Origin of the sequence: Vibrio maritimus (assembly GCF_021441885.1) — a bacterium.
Classification (GTDB): domain Bacteria; phylum Pseudomonadota; class Gammaproteobacteria; order Enterobacterales; family Vibrionaceae; genus Vibrio; species Vibrio maritimus_B.
In genome coordinates, this window is sequence record NZ_CP090439.1 from 807874 (window position 1) to 828788 (window position 20915).

A 20915-nucleotide genomic window follows, 5' to 3' on the forward strand; every position below is an offset into this window, starting at 1 on the left:
ATATGAGAGACTTAATTTCTTTTTTGAGACACATGATTAATTAGCTTGTCAAAACATACTCAATATTCGAGATGTCTGATATTACCTTTATACAACAAATAAAAATTCAACTTTATTGCAACGCAGTGTTAACGAATGAGCTAGGTAATATTACAGAGCAACCCGGTCGTCACTGGGTGACTCAAGGAGTCGAACATGAGTGGTTTTTCTTTATTTGGTGCAGTGCAGGTTTCAGGTACGTTAGTGGTGGATGCCCAGGGGAGGCTGACAGTCCTTCCTGAGGGACTAGATCCTCGTCCGGGAGATGTCGTAATCGACATTTTAGAGGATGCAGAAGTCGGTGAGGATGTGAACGTCGTCGTTATTGAAGATGATGGCTCGGCGAGAACGCTTGAGATAACAGCATTGGATGCAGACGCGATCATCGCACAGATCGAATCTGGACAAGACCCGACGGATGTAGAGGGCCAAGAGACTGCAGCAGGTGAAGAAAATGGCTCGAGCCCGACCACTACTGGAGTTATTGAGCGTGACGGCACTCAAGTCATTGCGTCTACCCAGTTCGACACGACAGGTTTGGAAGCGCAAGGTTTATCGGCAACACAGTCTTTAACTTTGCTCCAGTTTGCTCGTCAACCTGTTCAAATAGCAGAAGAACCCATTCCTGCCACGCTAAGCGTGACGGGTGGAGAGCAGGTGAACGAGGGTGAAAGTGCTGAGTTTGTTGTAAGGTTATCCACCGAATCAGAGAATGAAATAGCTCTTGGGTTGAGTTTGGTAACCGATGAAAACGGTTATACCGCAGAGCCTGAAGATTTGGAATCCATAAGTGCGTTCTATGTTGATAGTAACGGGGAAACGCAATCTATAAGCATTATCGATGGGCAAGTGAGTGTTCCAGCGGGTGTGACTGAGCTCATCGTCAGTGTTCAAACTCGACAAGATTCAATCTTTGAAGGGCAAGAGAGCTTTGGTCTTCGAGTCTCAGACGTTGATGGCGTAACGCAGCAAGACGATAGCAGCACATTTGATGAAAATGGTACCCTCTTTGTGACCGGGGATGCAGACATCATTGATGACGGCACTGGCCCTGGCCCCGATCCAGATGATGACCGCCCAGTATTATCTATTTCCGAAGGTGAGCCGGTCAGCGAGGGCTCATCTGCGATGTTTACCGTAAGCCTTTCTACGGAGACTGAGGCCGACGTGGTCTTAAACCTAGCGACCGTGACTGACGGGAATTACACTGCGGAAGAGGGTGATATAGGTGCTCTAACTGCTACTTACAATGACGGCGACTCTGATATTCCGCTCACCATCACCGATGGCAACGTGACCTTGCCTGCAGGTGTGACTGAGTTTAAAGTCACCGTCGCGACAAGACAGGACGACATCTTCGAAGGCCCAGAAACCTTCGGCGTGACTGTCACTGACAACAATAACGTGACCACCAACGGTTCAGCAACGGGTGTAGGTACCATTCTCGATGACGGTACAGGCCCCGACCCCGATCCAGACGATGACCGCCCAGAGCTTTCCATTACGCCAGCCGTATCAGTGGACGAAGGCACAGGTGCCATGTTCACGGTAAACCTCTCTAAAGCGACCGAAGCGGATGTGGTTTTGAACCTCGCGACCGCGACCGATGGGGATTACAGTGCTGAAGATGGTGATATAGGTGCTCTATCTGCCACGTATAGTGATGGCGAGTCTGATATTCCGCTCACCATCACAGACGGCAACGTGACCCTACCTGCCGGTGTGACTGAATTTAAAGTCACCGTCGTCACCACACAGGACGACATCTTTGAAGGTCCAGAAACCTTCGGTGTGACGGTCACTGACAGCAACAATGTCACCACCAATGGGTCTGCAACAGGTCTGGGCACCATTCTCGATGACGGCACAGGTCCAGATCCCGATCCAGACGATGACCGCCCAGAGCTTTCCATTACCCCTGCCGTATCAGTGGACGAAGGCACTAGCGCCATGTTCACGGTAAACCTCTCTAAATCGACCGAAGCTGACGTGGTCTTGAACCTCGCTACCGCGACCGATGGGGATTACAGTGCTGAAGAGGGTGATATAGGTGCTCTATCTGCTTCTTACAACGATGGCGAGTCTGATATTCCGCTCACCATCACCGATGGTAATGTTACTTTGCCTGCGGGTGTGACAGAGTTTAAAGTCACCGTGGCGACAACCCAAGACGAGATCTTCGAAGGTCCGGAAACCTTCGGTGTGACTGTCACTGACAACAATAACGTGACCACCAACGGTTCAGCAACGGGTGTGGGTACCATTCTCGATGACGGTACGGGCCCCGATCCTGATCCGGACGATGACCGCCCAGAGCTTTCTATTACGCCAGTGGTATCAGTGAACGAAGGCACAGGTGCTATGTTCACGGTGAACCTGTCGAAAGAGACCGAAGCCGATGTAGTCTTGAATCTCGCGACCGCAACCGATGGTAGCTACACGGCCGAGTCTGGCGATATTGGTGCGATCACCGCGAGCTACAACGACGGCGAGTCTGATATCGCGTTAACCATCACCGATGGCAACATCACTCTGCCTGCCGGTGTGACCGAGTTTAAAGTCACTGTCGCGACCACACAGGACGACATCTTTGAAGGTCCAGAAACCTTCGGTGTGACGGTCACCGACAATAATAACGTGACCACTAACGGTTCAGCGACAGGCGTGGGCACCATTCTTGATGATGGTAGTGGTCCAGACCCAGATCCGGATGATGACCGCCCAGAGCTTTCCATCACGCCAGCGGTGTCAGTGAACGAAGGCACGGGTGCCATGTTCACGGTAAACCTGTCGAAAGAGACCGAAGCGGATGTGGTCTTGAATCTAGCGACCGCAACGGATGAGGATTACAGTGCTGAAGATGGCGACATTGGCGCGATCACCGCGAGCTACAACGACGGCGAATCTGATATCGCGTTAACCATCACCGATGGCAACATCACTCTGCCTGCCGGTGTGACCGAGTTTAAAGTCACCGTGGCGACCACACAGGACGATATCTTTGAAGGTCCAGAAACCTTCGGTGTGACGGTCACTGACAACAATAACGTGACCGCTAACGGTTCAGCGACAGGCGTGGGCACCATTCTTGATGACGGCACGGGGCCAGACCCTGATCCAGACGATGACCGTCCAGAGCTTTCCATCACGCCAGCGGTGTCAGTAAACGAAGGCTCGGGTGCCATGTTCACGGTGAACTTGTCGAAAGAGACCGAAGCGGATGTGGTCTTGAATCTCGCGACCGCAACGGATGGGGATTACAGTGCTGAAGATGGCGACATTGGCGCGGTCACCGCGAGCTACAACGACGGCGAATCTGATATCGCGTTAACCATCACCGATGGCAACATCACTCTGCCTGCCGGTGTGACCGAGTTTAAAGTCACCGTGGCGACCACACAGGACGATATCTTTGAAGGTCCAGAAACCTTCGGTGTGACGGTCACCGACAACAACAACGTGACCACCAACGGCTCGGCGACTGGCGTGGGCACCATTCTCGATGACGGTACGGGCCCCGATCCTGATCCGGACGATGACCGTCCAGAGCTTTCTATTACACCAGCGGTATCAGTGAACGAAGGCACAGGTGCTATGTTCACGGTGAACTTGTCGAAAGCAACGGAAGCTGACGTGGTCTTGAACCTTATTACCGCAGCGGATGGTGATTACAGTGCTGAAGATGGCGATATTGGCGCTCTGACTGCCACGTATAACGATGGCGAGTCTGATATTCCGCTCACCATTACCGATGGTAATGTGACTCTGCCCGCAGGTGTGACCGAGTTTAAAGTCACCGTCGCCACCACACAGGACGACATCTTCGAAGGTCCAGAAACCTTCGGTGTGACCGTTACTGATAGCAACAGTGTGACCACCAACGGTTCAGCAACGGGTGTAGGCACCATTCTCGATGACGGTACAGGCCCCGACCCCGATCCAGATGATGACAGCCCAGAGCTTTCAATCACCCCAGCAGTGTCTGTAAACGAAGGTATGGGTGCCATGTTCACAGTTAGCCTGTCTAATGCGACAGAAGCCGACGTGATCTTGAATCTCGCCACGGCGACCGATGGTAGCTACACGGCAGAGTCTGGAGACATTGGCGCTTTAACCGCCACCTATAACGACGGCGAGTCTGATATCCCATTAACCATTACCGATGGCAACGTGACTCTACCAGCTGGTGTGACTGAGTTTAAAGTCACCGTCGCGACAACCCAGGACGACGTCTTTGAAGGCCCAGAAACCTTTGGCGTGACCGTCACCGATGAGAACAACGTGACGACCAACGGTTCAGCGACTGGTGTGGGTACAATCTTGGATGGAGATAAACCGGAGTTATCTATCACGCCAGCGGTGTCAGTAAACGAAGGCACTGAAGCCATGTTCACTGTGAACTTGTCGAAAGAGACCGAAGCCGATGTGGTCTTGAATCTCGCGACCGCGACCGATGGTAGCTACACGGCAGAGTCTGGAGACATTGGCGCTCTAACCGCCACCTATAACGACGGCGAGTCTGATATCGCGTTGACCATCACTGATGGCAACATCACCCTACCAGCCGGTGTGACTGAGTTTAAAGTCACCGTGGCGACAACCCAAGACGACATCTTCGAGGGTCCAGAAACCTTCGGAGTGACCGTTACTGATAACAACAGTGTAACCACCAACGGTTCAGCAACGGGTGTGGGTACTATTCTCGATGATGGCACGGGTCCTGACCCTGATCCAGACGATGACCGCCCAGAGCTGTCTATCACGCCAGCGGTGTCAGTGAACGAAGGCACGGGTGCTATGTTCACGGTGAATCTATCGAATGCGACGGAAGCCGATGTGGTCTTGAATCTCGCCACGGCGACCGATGGTAGCTACACGGCAGAGTCTGGAGACATTGGCGCTTTAACCGCCACCTATAACGATGGCGAGTCTGATATTCCGCTCACCATCACTGACGGCAATGTGACCCTACCAGCTGGTGTGATCGAGTTTAAAGTCACCGTGGCGACAACCCAAGACGACATCTTTGAAGGTCCAGAAACCTTTGGTGTGACGGTCACTGACAACAATAACGTGACCACCAACGGTTCAGCCACAGGTGTGGGCACCATCCTCGACGATGGCTCAGGTCCAGACCCCGATCCGGACGATGACCGTCCAGAGCTTTCCATCACGCCAGCGGTGTCAGTGAACGAAGGCACAGGTGCTATGTTCACGGTGAATCTATCGAAAGAAACCGAAGCGGACGTGGTCTTGAATCTGGCGACCGCGACCGATGGTAGCTATACCGCTGAGTCTGGAGACATCGGGGGAATTACCGCGAGCTACAACGACGGAGAGTCAGATATCGCGTTAACCATCACCGATGGCAACATCACCCTGCCTGCTGGTGTTACGGAGTTTAAAGTCACCGTCGCAACCACACAGGATGACATCTTCGAAGGGCCAGAAACCTTCGGAGTGACGGTTACCGACAACAATAACGTGACCACTAACGGTTCAGCGACAGGCGTGGGCACCATTCTTGATGATGGCAGCGGTCCAGACCCTGATCCGGATGATGACCGTCCAGAGCTTTCTATTACACCAGCGGTGTCAGTGAACGAAGGCACAGGTGCTATGTTCACGGTGAATCTATCGAAAGAAACCGAAGCGGACGTGGTCTTGAATCTGGCGACCGCGACCGATGGTAGCTATACCGCTGAGTCTGGAGACATCGGGGGAATTACCGCGAGCTACAACGACGGAGAGTCAGATATCGCGTTAACCATCACCGATGGCAACATCACCCTGCCTGCTGGTGTTACGGAGTTTAAAGTCACCGTCGCGACCACACAGGATGACATCTTCGAAGGGCCAGAAACCTTCGGAGTGACGGTTACCGACAACAATAACGTGACCACTAACGGTTCAGCGACAGGCGTGGGCACCATTCTTGATGATGGCAGCGGCCCAGACCCTGATCCGGATGATGACCGTCCAGAGCTTTCTATTACACCAGCGGTGTCAGTGAACGAAGGCACGGGTGCCATGTTCACGGTGAACTTGTCGAAAGAGACCGAAGCGGATGTGGTCTTGAATCTCGCCACCGCGACAGATGGTAGCTATACCGCTGAGTCTGGAGACATCGGGGGAATTACCGCGAGCTACAATGACGGCGAGTCTGATATCGCGTTGACCATCACCGATGGCAATATCACTCTGCCAGCCGGTGTGACTGAGTTTAAAGTCACCGTCGCGACCACACAGGACGAAATCTTCGAAGGGCCAGAAACCTTCGGTGTAACGGTTACCGACAACAACAATGTGACCACTAATGGATCAGCAACGGGCGTGGGTACCATTCTTGATGATGGCACGGGTCCAGACCCTGATCCAGACGACGACCGTCCAGAGCTTTCCATCACGCCAGCGGTGTCTGTAAACGAAGGTACGGGTGCCATGTTCACGGTGAGCCTGTCTAATGCGACCGAAGCGGATGTGGTCTTGAATCTGGCGACTGCAACGGATGGTGATTACAGTGCGGAAGATGGCGACATTGGCACGATCACCGCGAGCTACAATGACGGCGAGTCAGATATTGCGTTGACCATCACCGATGGCAATGTGACCCTACCAGCCGGTGTGACTGAGTTTAAAGTCACCGTCGCGACCACACAGGACGACATCTTTGAAGGTCCAGAAACCTTCGGTGTGACGGTCACTGACAACAATAACCTGACCACTAACGGTTCAGCGACAGGCGTGGGCACCATTCTTGATGATGGCTCAGGTCCTGACCCAGACCCGGATGATGACCGCCCAATGTTGTCTATCACTCCTGCTGTGTCTGTCAATGAGGGAACTGCAGCAATGTTCATCGTAGGTCTGTCTGCGCAGACTGAAGCTGATGTTGTTTTGAATCTTGCAGCGGTCACTGGCGGCGAATACAGTACCGGGGCTGGAGATATTGGATCTCTAACAGCGAGCTACAATGATGGTCAATCGGACATACAATTGACTATAACCGACGGCAACATCACTCTGCCTGCAGGCGTGACCGAATTTAAGATCACAGTACCTACGATTACAGACGGCGTGTTTGAAAACCCAGAGACCTTTGGTGTCGTCGTCACTGATAACGCCAACGTTACCACCAATGGCTCAGCGACTGGTGTAGGTACGATTACTGACATCAACACCCCACCAGAAGTCACGGATTTCGAGCTCTATGCAAGCGACGACAATATCCCGCTCGACTTCTCTGACTTCATTACTGACTTGGAGGATGACCAAGACCCTGACAAAGTCACAATGATAAAAATCGAGGAGGAACCAGCATTCGGTCAGCTCTACTTCATCACTGATGTCAACGGTGATCCTGTACGATTCGACCTAGAAGCCGGGGATATGATCGCGGAAACTCATGATATCTATTACGATGTCGACGTTGCGTTTGATGCCACGATTGATGGCTTTACGGGTGACCTGGCTGAGCTAGAAGAGCAAGGGATCATTTTAACCGGTGGTACCTATGCGGGTGACGCTCCTCATGACAACTTGACGCAGGAATCGATAGGCTTTGATGGTGCAGGTGTTCTAAAACAGAGAGGTTATTTTACTCAACGAGCAGCCGAGAGTGGCTCGGGTAAAGAGACTGAATCTGCAACTAAAGAGTACATGTCAGTCAAGTTCCAAAGTGGGCTGGTGAATACCCTCGCGATCGGTATTGGTGCAATGACAGGCTCGTTTAACAATGGCGATTCCAAAGTCTTTGTTTATCTCTATGCCGATGGAGTGTTGCTTGACCCTGATCCAATTGTTGTGAACGGCCCCGATAGCAGTTCATCGAAGCAAGCGTTGATAAACGTTGACTCCGATGTCGCTTTCGATGAGTTCAGGATCATTCCTGTAGATGATAGTGGCCAGAATGCGGGGTTTGTGCTCCAAAGCATAGAAATTATTGAGGCACAGATTGAAGATCAGTTCGTGTATAGCGCGGTTGATGCTGATGGTCTTGCTAGCACGGATACCGCTACGGTTGATGTGAATATCCTTTCTAAAGGTAATCTAGACCTCACCGATGAACTCGATTACGCAGTACAAGGCGGCAGCGGTGTGACCGTGATACATGGCACAGACGGTAACGATCTGCTTATCGGCGGTGCCGGTGATGATGTGATGACTGGTGGTGAAGGTAACGATATCTTTAAATGGGCAGAATCTGATCTCGACGGTGGCTACGATGTCATCAAAGATTTCTCGCAAGAAAACGGCAATGATGATGTTATTGACCTTTCAGACCTATTTGATGATGACGATACCTTAGCAGATCTACTGGCTTCGGATGTTATTCAGTCAGAAGAGTTGAATGGCAATACGGTAATCAGCATTGATAAAGGTAATGACAAAACAGTCAGCATTGAACTGGAAGGCGTCGTAGGCGTCGACCTTAACACTATTCTCATCATAAATGAGCCATAGAGCGAGGGCCGCAATGTAGAAGGGAAGTCTAATCGACTTCCCTTTTTGTTGGCTCTGTAATCCTAACTGACCTTAAGCCTCCAAAGGTTAGTCTATGAAGTTCGCAGAGCGCTTTTGTGCAGCGAAGTCTTCAACATTGCCTAGTGTTGTTTCTGCGATATTTTCGAGAGCGTCTGTGGTCAGAAACGCTTGGTGCCCTGTGAATAGCACATTGTGACATGCCGATAGGCGACGAAAGACGTCATCGACAATCACATCATTGGATTTATCTTGGAAGAATAGCTCCTTTTCACTCTCATACACGTCCAAGCCCAGAGCACCTATTCGACCCTGTTTGAGCGCTTCTATTGCAGCAGATGCGTCCAAAAGTTCTCCTCGACTGGTATTGATAATCATCACGCCATCTTTCATCTTACTGAAAGCAGTAGCGTCGAGAAGGTGGTAGTTTTCTGGCTGCATTGGGCAGTGCAGTGAAATTACATCTGATTTGCTGATCAGTCCATCGAGTTCGCAGTAGGTTGCTCCGAGTTCTGTAACCGCATCATTTGGGTAAGGGTCATAACAAAGCACGTTCATTCCTAGTCCACGAAGGATACGAATGGTCGCTATGCCTATCTTTCCGGTGCCTATGATACCCGCCGTTCGTCCGTGGAAGTTGAATCCAACCAGGCCTTCTAATGAAAAGTTTGCATCTCTGGTGCGCTGAAACGCCTTATGGAAGCGGCGGTTTAGCGTCATCATCATGCCGACAGCGTGCTCGGCAATGGCTTCTGGAGAGTAGGCAGGAACGCGAGCCACTTGAATGTTGAGTTCTTTCGCAGCTTCTAGGTCGACGTTGTTGAACCCAGCGCAGCGCATAGCAATCATCTTAATACCACGATGAGCGAGCTGCTCTAAAACTGGCCTCGATAAATCATCATTCACAAAAGCACAGACGACGTCGTGTCCTTTTGCCATTTTGGCCGTCTTTTCATTGAGTCCAAAGCTATAGAACTGATAGTGCAATGGTCTTGACCCTTTCGCGCTTTCAAAAGCCACTTCGTCGTAAGATTTGGCGCTAAAAAATACAATACTGGTCATTATTATTCCTCACTCTTGGGCTAACGATAGTGTAGTTGAGCGTGTCTGTTAGCAAAGTATCACACCCTTAATACGTAGATAAACCGAGCACCTGTGTGGGTATATAACGCGAAGTGATGAGCTTGAACTGAGTAAGATCCCATGTGTCGTCAAATGGCAGTTTTTAGTGAGAGTGATTGGTTACTATGTGCTCACACATTGAGACACCAACATCATTGAAAGAGAGTATTACATGTTTAAGAAAACACTGATTGCTGCTTCACTCGCGTTGACGACCGCTTCTGCATTTGCTGCTATGGCACCGACACAAGCTTCTGAGCCAACGACCATCGAAGCGCCGCAAGTGGTTGTATTTAAGAACGTCAATATTTTCAACGGAACCGAAAATAAGTTGTACAACAACCACTCTGTCGTTGTTACTGGCAACAAAATTACCGCGATTACCCAAGGTAATGCCGATGTCCCCGCTGATGCCAAAGTGATTGACGGTGAGGGTCGAACCTTGATGCCGGCATTGGTTGAAGCGCACATGCACCTAGCGTTGCCAAAAGGTCTACTTGGTACCAACGACATGCGTTGGTCAGAGATCGCCGTACATGCTAAGGGGTTTGGCGAGATGTATCTTGACCTTGGTTTCGGTACCATCCGCGATGTTGGTGGTACAGATGGCGTTTGGACTGAGCTTGAGAAGAAAGGTGAAATAGATTTCCCACGTACTTATGTTTCAGGCGCGCCTATTGCGCCAATCGGTGGACACTCAGATGTCGGCTTACAGTCACGCCGACTGACAGATTCACCACAGAACCTAGAAATCCTAGCCATCATGTCAACGCCAGCTGGCGTGGCAGAAATCCATGAGCAAGCGCGCCATAACTATCGCCAAGGCGGTCAGTTTACTAAGGTGTTCCAGTCGGGTGGCGTGTCGTCAAAATTTGACCCATGGCAATACCAGTCACTACTGGATGAAGAGCTCAAGGCTGCGGTAGATATTGCTGAATCGTACGGCTCCTATGTGGCGACTCACGCATACTCAGACAAGGCGTTGCACCAAGCGTTGGATACGGGTGTGAAGTCCATTGAACACGGCTTTATGTTCAATGAAAGCCACCACAAGAAGTTTAAAGAGAAGGGTGCTTTCTTGGTGACTAACCTCACGGCGTTTTCACCGGAGTTAGCGAAGGTGCCCGTAGTACAAGACCCAAGCATTCAGAAGAAGCTAGCGTCGGCGCAAGCAGCCTTCGACAGCTACATTGAAAACGTACAGAAACTAGACCCAGACTACCGAGCGTTTAATACCGACTGTGTGGGCTATGCGGATATGTGTGCCAAGCAGATCTCTCATGAGATTTACCTAAATGCGAAGTTCTTCGGTAACTTCTCGGCGCTCAGAGCAATGACATCAACCGGTGGCCGAATTTCGGCAGAGCTGATGGAAGATTGGATCAACCCATACTCAGACGGCAAAATTGGTGTGATTGAGGTAGGTGCGTATGCCGACATTCTATTGATTGATGGTAACCCGCTTGAAGATATCACGTTGATTGGTGGTCGAGAAACTTGGCTAACCAATGATGCTAAACCAGATGGCTCTCACCTAACTGAAATGGATCTCATCATGAAAGACGGTAAGATCTTCAAAAACACCCTCTAAAATGAGCAAAGCGCCTGACTATCAGTCAGGCGCTTTGTTTTATTGCGGCAATCACGCTTTTACCTTTCAAACGGTTTGACCAAACTCGACTGATTGACGACACTTTAGGTATCCATTCCTAACCTCTTCATTTTATGAAACAAACTCAAGAGATGGAGTTCTCACTCGTTTCAAAACAAAGCGTCGAATTCTTTGCCAATATGCTGGGGGAGATTGATGGTGACACCTACGCTTTGCTTCGTGCGGCAACCATTCCCAGCGATATCCATACCGATACGGATTATGAATACTTGCCAGAATCAACCCTGAAGAACTTCTTTGAAGTCTTGGCTCAGCATATGAATGAAGAGAGAGCGGGGTGGCTATTTTTAAGAACCTGCCGAGAGCACTATGCTCCGGAGTTGATTGCTGCCATGTCGAAACAGCCCACCTTAAAGGGCACACTCGAAGCCTTCGCTAATCAGCTTCAAACTCGTTCGACGGGAGCTAAGGTCTATTTGCAGCATTCAGCAAATAGCTGGTGGCTGGTGCGTGACAAGGCCGGCGTCAATGAGCCTTGGTTTAAGTACGCCGAGATGTTCTCGGTTATCTGCATGGCAGAGGTGCTGCGAGCCCTAACGAACGATCAGTGGACTCCTGCGCGTATTGGTATTCAAAGCCAAAACAGGGACGACTTTTCTCGTTTACCCTCTCTAGAGCATGCGCAGTTTTATGTTGAGCGCCCTGTGACGGCGTTAGAAATACCCGTTTCATTACTCGACTTTCCAGTGCATGTTTCTTCACCAAGGCGAAGCGCCACCTTAACAGTCACCGAATCTCTGAGCTTTAAAGAACAGTTCACCTTAGCCATCACGCCTTACCTCTCGATGGGTAAGCTACCCATCAAGCTCGCCGCAGAGATCTTACGTCTTAACGTCCGCACGCTGCAACGCCGCTTGAGCGCAGAGAACATCATTTATAAACCTTTTATTGAGCAGCTTGTGTTCGATGAGGTTAAAAGAAGGCTATGTGAGACAGACGAGTCCATCATCCAACTTGCTAATCGCTATGGTTACTCCGATTCAGCGCACTTTACCCGTTCATTTAAGCGTGTTGCTGGCGTGACGCCTTCTGCTTATCGCAAACTATCGAGAAGCCACTAACACTATCTCTGCAATTTTAGTCATCCGCGTAAAATGCACATTTTATCGTTTCATTCTCTATAACATACCTATTCAGACAAGATGCTGAAACGGAGTTCGGTCATGTTTTTTACTGATTAACTGAGAGAACTGAACCATGAAAAAGCTTCTACTTGCGACAATGATTACCCTAGCTTCAAGCGGCGCGATGGCGTCTATCGAGACAAAAGATTGGCATGATACGGCATCAGAACAAGGCAAAGCCTTTGCTGAGCAAGCCATTGTCCTAGATTTCTTTGCATCACCAGCGGAATTTGGTTGGACATCAGAGCGCATGCTTGGCAACTACATCGACTTGGCACACAGCCGAGGCGTCACTGGTGCAAGTATTACCATCGGCACACCTTCAGAGTCGACATGGGCACTCTATCTTGAGGCGCTGCAAGAGTATGAGAAAGGCATTGATGTTGCGACAACACCCATTGTTCGAGTTCGTAACGTTGAGGACTTTCAGCGTGCCCATGACGAAGGGGCATACGCAGTAATGTGGAATAACCAGAGCACCATGATGCTAGAAGGCGATGCCAGCCGAGTGAAAACATTGCACGAGCAGGGGATCCGCTCAATGCAACTGGTTTATAACGGGAAAGAGGCGACGGGTTCGGGTGTGATTGCTATGTTGAATGAGCAAGACTCAGGCATCACCGAGTTTGGTAAAGAGGTGATTGATGAGATGGTTAAACACGGTATTACCGTCGATTTTTCTCATAACTCTAGCATGCTGATCAACTCAACACTTGATTACATGGACAGTAAATACCCAGATGTGCCGGTGATCGTATCGCATTCTCCATTGGCTTCTACGTACGGCTGTGAAAACGATGAAACGCTTAAACAGACCGCGGAGCGTATGGAAAAGCTGGGTCTCGAAAAGGGCGACGAAGACTATCGTCTTGCGGCATGTTACCGTTTAGTGTCTGATGAGGATGCCAAGCGAATTGCTGAGCGAGGCGGCGTGGTGTCGGTGACCTTTACCGAGTGGATGATGGATGGTCAATGGAAATCAGACATAACCCCTAAAGATGCGGCAATGATGGTCGATGGCGCAGTTAAAGTATTGGGTGTGGATCATGTCGGCATTGCCACTGACGACATGCAAACGGTCGAGCAGGTGGTGGCTTTTGCGAGTAAATACAAAGATTCGTACGCAGATAACGGCTACATGCTGAACGCTTTTGATAAAGGGGCGACTGGCTGTGCTGAGTTGTCTAAACACATCGCTGCACTTACGGATGAGCTTCGCAAAATGGGTTATAGCGATGATGATCTTGCTAAAATCTATGGTAAGAACCTGATGCGTGTGTATGCTCAAACTTGGAAGTAATCAATAGATAATGAATGGAGTGTGGGGCGTTGCCTCACACTTCGTATTTTGTACTCAGGGATGACAAGATGAGTTTTGAGTGAGTTAAGGGGCAAGTATGGAACGGATTCCTCTAGTTAAGAAGGCGACGTTTACGCACTTTCTCAACCTGTTTTACGAGCTAAAAGGGTCGCGAGATTTGCCTTTGCTCCCCTACGCTATCGAATCTTCTGACGCTGACTTCCTGCCTCAAGTGGTTTTTGCTGAGCTTCTTAAATCACTACGCACTCTGCTTGGCGATCAACTATTTCTCGTCACGTTAAAAAAGCACATTTCCAAGCTCCAGGAATCTAGCGACCAGCTCAGCTTCGATGCGATGTTTAGTGAGTCATGCTTTAATCGGCTGCACGTATCTAAAAAACCGCTTGGGACATTTCTATACTTACAATCAGTCTATTCCGCTAAAGAATCGACTTACACTAGAATTGAAGAGGAGATGTTCGCGCTCTTGGTTCTTGAGTCTCTAATCCAAGACGCAATCTACGAACCCCACATCACTGGTTTTTTCTTTACTAACTATGATGATAAGCTCCTCGATACATGGAATGGCGCGTCAGCGGCAACTATCTATTTTGGGCAAGCTAATGTGGGTATTCAACTATCTCGATGGGACTCTGAATTTGAACGGAAAATAAAGGCACTCAACTACCCAGCTAAACTCACCTTTGCGCAGTCGTTCCAATACGCCCTTGAAGGCTACATCGGCAGGCAGAACTATTCATTGAGTGAGTTTGCCGATGTTCTCGGGATCCCGCCTCGAACACTCCAAGAAAACCTCCAGCGATACGGAACCAATTTCCGCAGCATAAGAGATCAACTCAACGTTCGCTTTGCGAAGCGTGTTTTACTTCAATATGAAATATCCATTCATGACTTATCGATACAGTTAGGTTATTCAGCTCCATCACAATTTGTTCGCGCATTTAAGAGGTTAACTAAAGAAACGCCTTATCAGTGGAAAGTTAGAAATCTCAATTAAGCATAACTGATTGATAAAAAGAATAAATCTAAGTGTCGTAAAATGGTAAATAACGACTTGTTGAATCATTAGACTTTGTGGAAAGAAACCACTGAATGAGATCGTTAATTATGAACGCTAAGCCCTCTACTTCATGTCTTGCTGTCTTAAGCCTATTATTGGGAGGCTCTGCAATTGCCGCAAATTTTGAAGGACCCGATTCGGTAGAAAATACCATCGCACAGCAAACAGAAGTAAAAAAGGATTGGCGGAATCAACTTGCCGAGGATGGCTTTAGTTTTGGAGCGGACTATTTTTCATTGGGCTTAACGTCACCCAGTGGAGGGGATGGATCTTCAGTCAACGCTGCATCGGGTGTAGCAAGGTTTTATGGTACTTGGAACCTGTTAGGTCACGGTACGGATAACACAGGTAGCCTAGTCTGGAAGGTCGAACATAGACACAGCTATACCAACACTGATCCCAAAAGCTTTGCGTGGCTTGGACAAGACCAAATCGGCTATGCCGGTATGATTGCCCCAGCGTTTAGTGACCAAGGGTTCCGAGTAACAGATCTTAACTGGAAACAGAAAATCAGTGATGGGCGAGGGACGATTATTGTTGGGTGGCAAGACGTGACTAACTATGTTGATGTCTATGCGTTAGCAAGCCCTTGGTCTGGTTTTACTAATCTTGCTTTTTCTACTGGTACAGGAGCGATGGGGTTACCTGATGATGGTGTGTTAGCGCTCTCAGTTGGTCACATGCTGGGAGAGAATTTTTATGTGATTGGCGGTATTGCGGACGCGAAAGGTAAGTCTGATGACATCTTTGATGGTTTCAATACCGCTTTCGGTACCGATGCGGCGTACTTCAAGACTCTCGAGATAGGCTGGACTGCTTCCCAAGAGCAAATATACACAGATAATCTACACCTGACATTCTGGCATATGGATGCGGGGTCTAGACATAGCTTGTCATCAACGGTATTAGAGGATGGGACCGTGATAGGCGGCGAGTCTGGGAAAGGGGTAAACTTTTCATGGAGCCAATTTGTGACACCACAAATTATGCCATTTGTTCGTGGTGGTATCTCTGAGGGGGATGTCGCACTCTATGACCGCTCTCTGTCGGTTGGTATGGGGTACTTTGGATTGGGCAAACCGACCAATAATCTAGGCTTTGCCATTAACTGGTCGAAAACGAACGAAGACACCCTACAAACCTTCTTAAACGCGGGAGAAGAGCAGGTGGCAGCAGAACTGTATTACAACATGCAATTTGGCGATCATGTGCAAATCACGCCGGATATTCAATATATCAAGGATCCTGCATTCTCTAGTGAGAGCAGTGCGTGGGTATTTGGCGTTCGTGCTCGAGTCTTTTTCTAGTCTCTAGATATTTGTTAATAAAAAAGTTGTTAAAAACGAAAAGCCCGCTCGATGGTAAGCCATGAGCGGGCTTTTTTGAGAGGCTTAGCTTGCTGCTCTTACTTTGCCCTCTCTCAAGTCATTAAGTACCCGAGCTTTTGGACCATCAGCGATGATTGTCCCTTTCTCCATTACGATGACTCTGTCTACCACCTCAAGCATGGAGGTTTTGTGAGTGATTAAGACCAGTGTCTCTGATTCTTTGAGCTGCTTGAGCTGCGTTTTAATGTGCAGCTCTGAGCGGTTATCCATCGAGCTGGTGGGCTCGTCCATTATCAGAATAGGAGGGCGAGCCAAGAAAGCACGAGCAATGGCCACAGCTTGGCGTTGACCGCCAGAGAGAAGCAAGCCACCCTCACCAACTTGTCTCTCTAACCCCGCCGGATCTTGCTGGGTAAATACCGTTACACCGGCTCGGTTTGCTGCATCCATCACGTCTCGGTCATCGACGAGTGGTCGGCCGAGCGTAATGTTGTCGCGAATTGAACCATAGAACAGGGCGCAGTCTTGTGGAACACAGCCTATGTTGCGTCTCACGTCCACGTGGTGAAGCTGCGCGATGTCGGTTTCATCAATACGCACATGACCCTCTGTAGGCTGATATAAGCCCATGATGAGGCGTTCTAGAGTTGTCTTACCTGATCCGATACGACCGATAATAGCAACCTTCTCACCGGGCTCTATGGTTAGGCTCAAATCTCGAATCGAGGCCATTGGTGAGTCTGGATAGTGGAAGGTCACACGATCAAGCTCAATCTTACCTTGGATGATAGGGCGGTGAATGTAGCGCTTACCTTCCTCTTGCTCGTCGGGCATCGCCATCACTTGCTCGATAATAGTCATCGACGATTTCGCTTGGTTATAGCGGGTCGAAAGCAGTGAAAGCTGCACTAGAGGCCCAATCGCACGACTACTCAACATGGTTGCGGCGATTAGCCCACCCATGGTGAGTTCGCCTTCTGCAATTAAGTAGACACCAAGGATAATCATACCGATGTTGGAAGATTGCTGAACAAACCCCGCGGTGTTTTGAATACCGTCGGTAATGCGCTTGCTCTTGATATTCCAGTTAGCCATGTGGGCTACAGCTTCTTCCCAGCGATACTGATATTGGCTTTGTGCACCGAAGATTTTTACCGTTTCAAGACCTGCCAAACTCTCAATTAAGTTCGCGTATTTTTGCGACGCCAATCGGGAGCCCTCCTCAATGGTCTTTCTCAAAGGACCTTGAATGAGCAGTGAGTAGGTGATGAGTATCACTACGCCAACAATAGGGATGATGACGAGGTTACCGGCCATGAGCCAAATGATGACCAAGAACAAGAGTGCAAAAGGAAGGTCGATCAGTGATGCAATGGTCGCTGATGTGAAGAACTCTCGTATTGATTCGAACTCTTGCAAATGGCGCGCAAATGCACCTACCGATGGCGGTCTGGACTCCATTCGAATCCCCATGACCTTACTGAACAACTTTGAAGATATCAGGATATCGGATTTCTTACCCGCCACATCGATAAAGTAACTGCGCATCAACTTGAGAACGAGGTCGAAGCCAAACACGACGAAGATACCGGCGGCGAGCACCCAGAGCGTCTCGAAGGCAAGGTTGGGTACCACCTTGTCATACACTAATCGAGTGAACAGCGGTGCAGCAATGGCGAAGATGTTGATGAGCAATGAAGCGATTAACACATCTCGATAAATACGTTTTGATTCCCACAAAGTTCCCCAGAACCAGTGTCCGTCACGGGTTTTAAGCACCTCTGGAGAGCGTTCGTCATAGCGAAACTGCTTCTTCACCAAGAAGTAGCGACCTGTGTACTGTTCTATCAGATCATCAAGACCAATTGAGATGGGTACCATGCCTGACTCGAGCGTGATGACTTCCGCTTCGTTACTCTCTTGGTCAATACTATTTAGCACACACGCATCACCGCCTTTAAGCAGTAAGATGACGGGGAATACGATACTGGGGATATCGCCAATGTCTGCGCGATTTTCTTTCGCCACTAAGCCTGCGCGCTCAGCTGAGCGTGGTAGTAAGAACGGAGTAAGCTTGCCAGATGAGAGGGGCAATCCGTTCACCAACGCTTCGGGAGAGTTGGCTAAGCCGTAGTATCGGCTGATGTAGATAAGCGAGTTAAGTAACGGATCCTTCATGGAATCTGCCTCTGTTATTTGTCCACAATGAAGCCTTGGAATACATCCACAAAGTGCTCAGACAAGAAGTCCAGCTGCGTTTGTGTTTCCACTCGCGAGGCGATCGTTTTAATGCCTAAGTTATGGGCAGTTCTAGAGATAGAGGTGAGCGTAAATTTCTGTTTCTCATCATCAAGTTGGTGAGTGTACAGATAATCGAGTTTCACATAGTCAGGCCTAAATTCATTCAAATACTCCAATGATTGGAAGTTTCGACCATAGTTATCAACACCAAACATGGCGCCAGCGCCGCGGACAGCATTACAGAAAAGCGCGGTGTGGTGCGGATTACTGATAAAGCAGGTCTCTGGGATCTCAAAGTGCAGTTTCTCACAGATGCTAGGGTGTTTAGCCAGCTCTTGTGAGATCCAACGAATAAAGCTTGGTTGAGCAATACTGGTCGGTGTGATGTTAATAGCGATAGCATCTGCCATTTCTTGGCGTTCTAGTTTGCGGATAACCGAGATAATCACGTGCTCATCAAAGATATGGCTAGCATCAAGCTGCTCTAGTGCTAGCAGGTATTGGTTAGCGGTATAGCGCTCGCCATCTTTCTCAATCGCAGAGAAGACTTCTCGGTGATAGGTCTCTCCAAAACTGCTGTTGGCTGACTGGAATCGGTAGGTGACTTCGTCATTGTTAATTGCTTCTTCCACCAGGGCGCGCCACTGCTGTTTACCCATGATGACGCCCGTGTGCTCGCTTGAGATGTAGCCGTAGTCGATCTCTGGGTTAGATTTCGCTTTGGTTAGCGCATTATCCAACACCGACAGCATTTGTGTGGAATTCTTACGCTCTTCATTAAACACCACACCCAGCGATGCTTTGGCTTTACTAAGACCTGTTGGATCGGCGTTGAGGTCTTGAATACAGGTAATAATGCTATTGGCAGCAAATTTTAATTCATTTTCATCGATGTTAGGGAACACGAAACCAAACTCATCTGTCGAGATTCGCGCAATGACGGTATTCGGCAGGTTAATGGTCATCGACAGCAAGTCCGCCAGTTCACGGACTAGACCATCACCCGCCTCGTATCCATCGGATTTGTAGGTGTGTTTAATAAACTCTGCATGGAGAATCGCGACACCGCCCAGTGAAGATTCAGACAGCCACTGGTTGAGTTGCCCCATGAAGAATGCACGGTTACCTAAATGAGAAACAGGATCCATGTAGGCGCGCTCGCGAAGCTTCTGCGCCTCTTTTGCTTGTTGTTTAAAGGACTCTTCAACGTGTGCAGACATGCTGTTGATGCCATCAACAACAGCAATCAGATCTTTGGTTTTCGGTCTTAATAGCGGCTCACCAAACTGGCGATTGGCAACCTGTTCCATCTTTTGCACGATGGCGCGAAGAGGGTTAAGAGCGCGGCGCAGAATAAACGAAATGGAGAGCAGGCCAAGAGCAAAGATACCTAAGAAGGCAGCAGACAATCTCTCGAAAGCAGACCAGAGCTGTGAGTATGCTTCGCCAGGATGACTGATGATTTCAACTTCGGCCAGTTGCAGCCAGCCACTGGTCACGACTCGAGAGTCGTTGATTGGTGAGAACAATGAAAGGTTGGTAAACCACTCTGGGACATCGCTTGGCTTAATTGGGTAACTACGGACGATTTCCTCATTGGTTTCGAGAAAAACCAAGCGTACCGTTGAGTAGGTACTGCCGTCAAAAAGCGCGTTAATTACCGATTCAACAGCGACACTATCCTGAGATTTCAAATACGGCGCTAAGGCAAGCCCCACCGTGTTGATGGTGTTGTTTACCTCCGAGCGTTGCTGCTGCTCTAGGAAGTTTCTTGTTGTGTTGAATTCGATGATAAACACCGACGTTAACAGCAGCACAAATACTGCTATCATGCCGACCACTAGCTGTCTGTATAGTGTCATAATTATTTACTCGTCGTAATTTACCTTTGGTTTCCGTAACGTTAATGAGCGCTCGCGACTGCGCAAATCATTCCATAATTTAAGTCTTGACGACTTTCCGGCTAACTTGCCCTGGGTAGTTTTCATGGTCCATAGGTTGCGACCATTAAAGCTGTATATCGGTAATAGATCGCCGCGTTTAGACGCGGGCTTTATTTCGCCGATTAGGTTGTCCAAGATCAGCGGTTGAGAACGAGGGGTTTCGTAGTAAGCGAGAACCATGTGGAACTGGTTCAGTTCTATCGCCTTGACGTACACTAGACGGAGTTTTTGATCTGAGATCCCAAGCTCTAGCAGCGAGAAGTATTTAGCGATTGTGAAATCTTCACAGTCGCCTGCATTGCTTCCTAGAAACTCTAACGGGGTTGCCCAGTAGTCCTTTTTCCCCCACAAGCGAATATCGTCGACAAAGTTGAGCTGATTGAAGAACTCGTTCACGCCAACCAGTTGTTGCTTCTCAGATTTACCCTGTAAACCAGCAAGCACGGAGCGCCAGGTCTGGACTCGTTTTCCAGCTCTGTCTCCGTATGTCTTGGTTACCGTGCTAATCCAACGCTGCTCTTGTTTGGTATAGGCGTCACTTGTTCCCGCTAGTGATATTGCTACCGCAGCGGCACAGCCTATTA

General features: G+C 49.2%; 10 protein-coding genes. 6 read left to right on the plus strand and 4 right to left on the minus strand.

From position 1 onward, the window contains the following. The first annotated feature begins 195 nt into the window (after nt 1-195). The gene (locus LY387_RS20145; RefSeq protein WP_234497631.1) at nt 196-8502 is read left to right on the plus strand and encodes a Calx-beta domain-containing protein; all 8307 of its coding nucleotides are present in this window, start codon (nt 196-198) and stop codon (nt 8500-8502) included. 87 nt (nt 8503-8589) lie between these two features. Here the strand turns inward: LY387_RS20145 and LY387_RS20150 are convergent, their stop codons facing one another. Next, on the minus strand, nt 8590-9582 hold the full coding sequence (locus tag LY387_RS20150; protein WP_234497632.1) for a 2-hydroxyacid dehydrogenase: 993 nt from the start codon (nt 9580-9582) through the stop codon (nt 8590-8592). A gap of 232 nt (nt 9583-9814) precedes the next feature. On the opposite strand from LY387_RS20150, the gene LY387_RS20155 reads away from it, so the two are divergent. The 5 genes from LY387_RS20155 to LY387_RS20175 all read left to right on the plus strand — a co-directional run bounded on the left by LY387_RS20155 (nt 9815) and on the right by LY387_RS20175 (nt 16126). Continuing rightward, complete coding sequence (locus LY387_RS20155) at nt 9815-11233, plus strand: amidohydrolase family protein (RefSeq protein WP_234497633.1); 1419 nt, start codon at nt 9815-9817, stop codon at nt 11231-11233. A gap of 134 nt (nt 11234-11367) precedes the next feature. Continuing rightward, on the plus strand, nt 11368-12375 hold the full coding sequence (locus LY387_RS20160) for a helix-turn-helix domain-containing protein (protein ID WP_234497635.1): 1008 nt from the start codon (nt 11368-11370) through the stop codon (nt 12373-12375). Nucleotides 12376-12511: 136 nt separating this feature from the next. Further along, complete coding sequence (locus LY387_RS20165) at nt 12512-13738, plus strand: dipeptidase (RefSeq protein WP_234497637.1); 1227 nt, start codon at nt 12512-12514, stop codon at nt 13736-13738. A gap of 97 nt (nt 13739-13835) precedes the next feature. After that, complete coding sequence (locus tag LY387_RS20170; protein WP_234497638.1) at nt 13836-14756, plus strand: helix-turn-helix transcriptional regulator; 921 nt, start codon at nt 13836-13838, stop codon at nt 14754-14756. Between the two features lie 110 nt (nt 14757-14866). Then, nucleotides 14867-16126 carry a carbohydrate porin gene (locus LY387_RS20175; protein WP_234497795.1) on the plus strand — a complete coding sequence of 420 codons (1260 nt, stop codon included), beginning with the start codon at nt 14867-14869 and terminating at the stop codon, nt 16124-16126. Between the two features lie 84 nt (nt 16127-16210). Here the strand turns inward: LY387_RS20175 and LY387_RS20180 are convergent, their stop codons facing one another. Genes LY387_RS20180 through LY387_RS20190 form a run of 3 tightly spaced genes read right to left on the minus strand, consistent with a single transcriptional unit; the run spans nt 16211 to nt 20913 of the window. After that, the gene (locus LY387_RS20180; RefSeq protein ID WP_234497639.1) at nt 16211-18325 is read right to left on the minus strand and encodes a type I secretion system permease/ATPase; all 2115 of its coding nucleotides are present in this window, start codon (nt 18323-18325) and stop codon (nt 16211-16213) included. Between the two features lie 14 nt (nt 18326-18339). After that, nucleotides 18340-20250, minus strand: coding sequence for an EAL domain-containing protein (locus LY387_RS20185; protein WP_234497640.1), 1911 nt, complete (start codon nt 20248-20250; stop codon nt 18340-18342). 6 nt (nt 20251-20256) lie between these two features. Then, nucleotides 20257-20913: a transglutaminase-like cysteine peptidase gene (locus tag LY387_RS20190; RefSeq protein WP_234497797.1), complete on the minus strand. Its 657-nt coding sequence runs from the start codon at nt 20911-20913 to the stop codon at nt 20257-20259. Nucleotides 20914-20915: the final 2 nt, after the last annotated feature.

What these genes read in the sequence shown, in the direction of transcription:
- LY387_RS20145 (WP_234497631.1), top strand. Translation starts at nt 196, where the DNA reads ATGAGTGGTTTTTCTTTATTTGGTGCAGTGCAGGTTTCAGGTACGTTA.
- LY387_RS20150 (WP_234497632.1), bottom strand. Translation starts at nt 9,582, where the DNA reads ATGACCAGTATTGTATTTTTTAGCGCCAAATCTTACGACGAAGTGGCT.
- LY387_RS20155 (WP_234497633.1), top strand. Translation starts at nt 9,815, where the DNA reads ATGTTTAAGAAAACACTGATTGCTGCTTCACTCGCGTTGACGACCGCT.
- LY387_RS20160 (WP_234497635.1), top strand. Translation starts at nt 11,368, where the DNA reads ATGAAACAAACTCAAGAGATGGAGTTCTCACTCGTTTCAAAACAAAGC.
- LY387_RS20165 (WP_234497637.1), top strand. Translation starts at nt 12,512, where the DNA reads ATGAAAAAGCTTCTACTTGCGACAATGATTACCCTAGCTTCAAGCGGC.
- LY387_RS20170 (WP_234497638.1), top strand. Translation starts at nt 13,836, where the DNA reads ATGGAACGGATTCCTCTAGTTAAGAAGGCGACGTTTACGCACTTTCTC.
- LY387_RS20175 (WP_234497795.1), top strand. Translation starts at nt 14,867, where the DNA reads ATGAACGCTAAGCCCTCTACTTCATGTCTTGCTGTCTTAAGCCTATTA.
- LY387_RS20180 (WP_234497639.1), bottom strand. Translation starts at nt 18,325, where the DNA reads ATGAAGGATCCGTTACTTAACTCGCTTATCTACATCAGCCGATACTAC.
- LY387_RS20185 (WP_234497640.1), bottom strand. Translation starts at nt 20,250, where the DNA reads ATGACACTATACAGACAGCTAGTGGTCGGCATGATAGCAGTATTTGTG.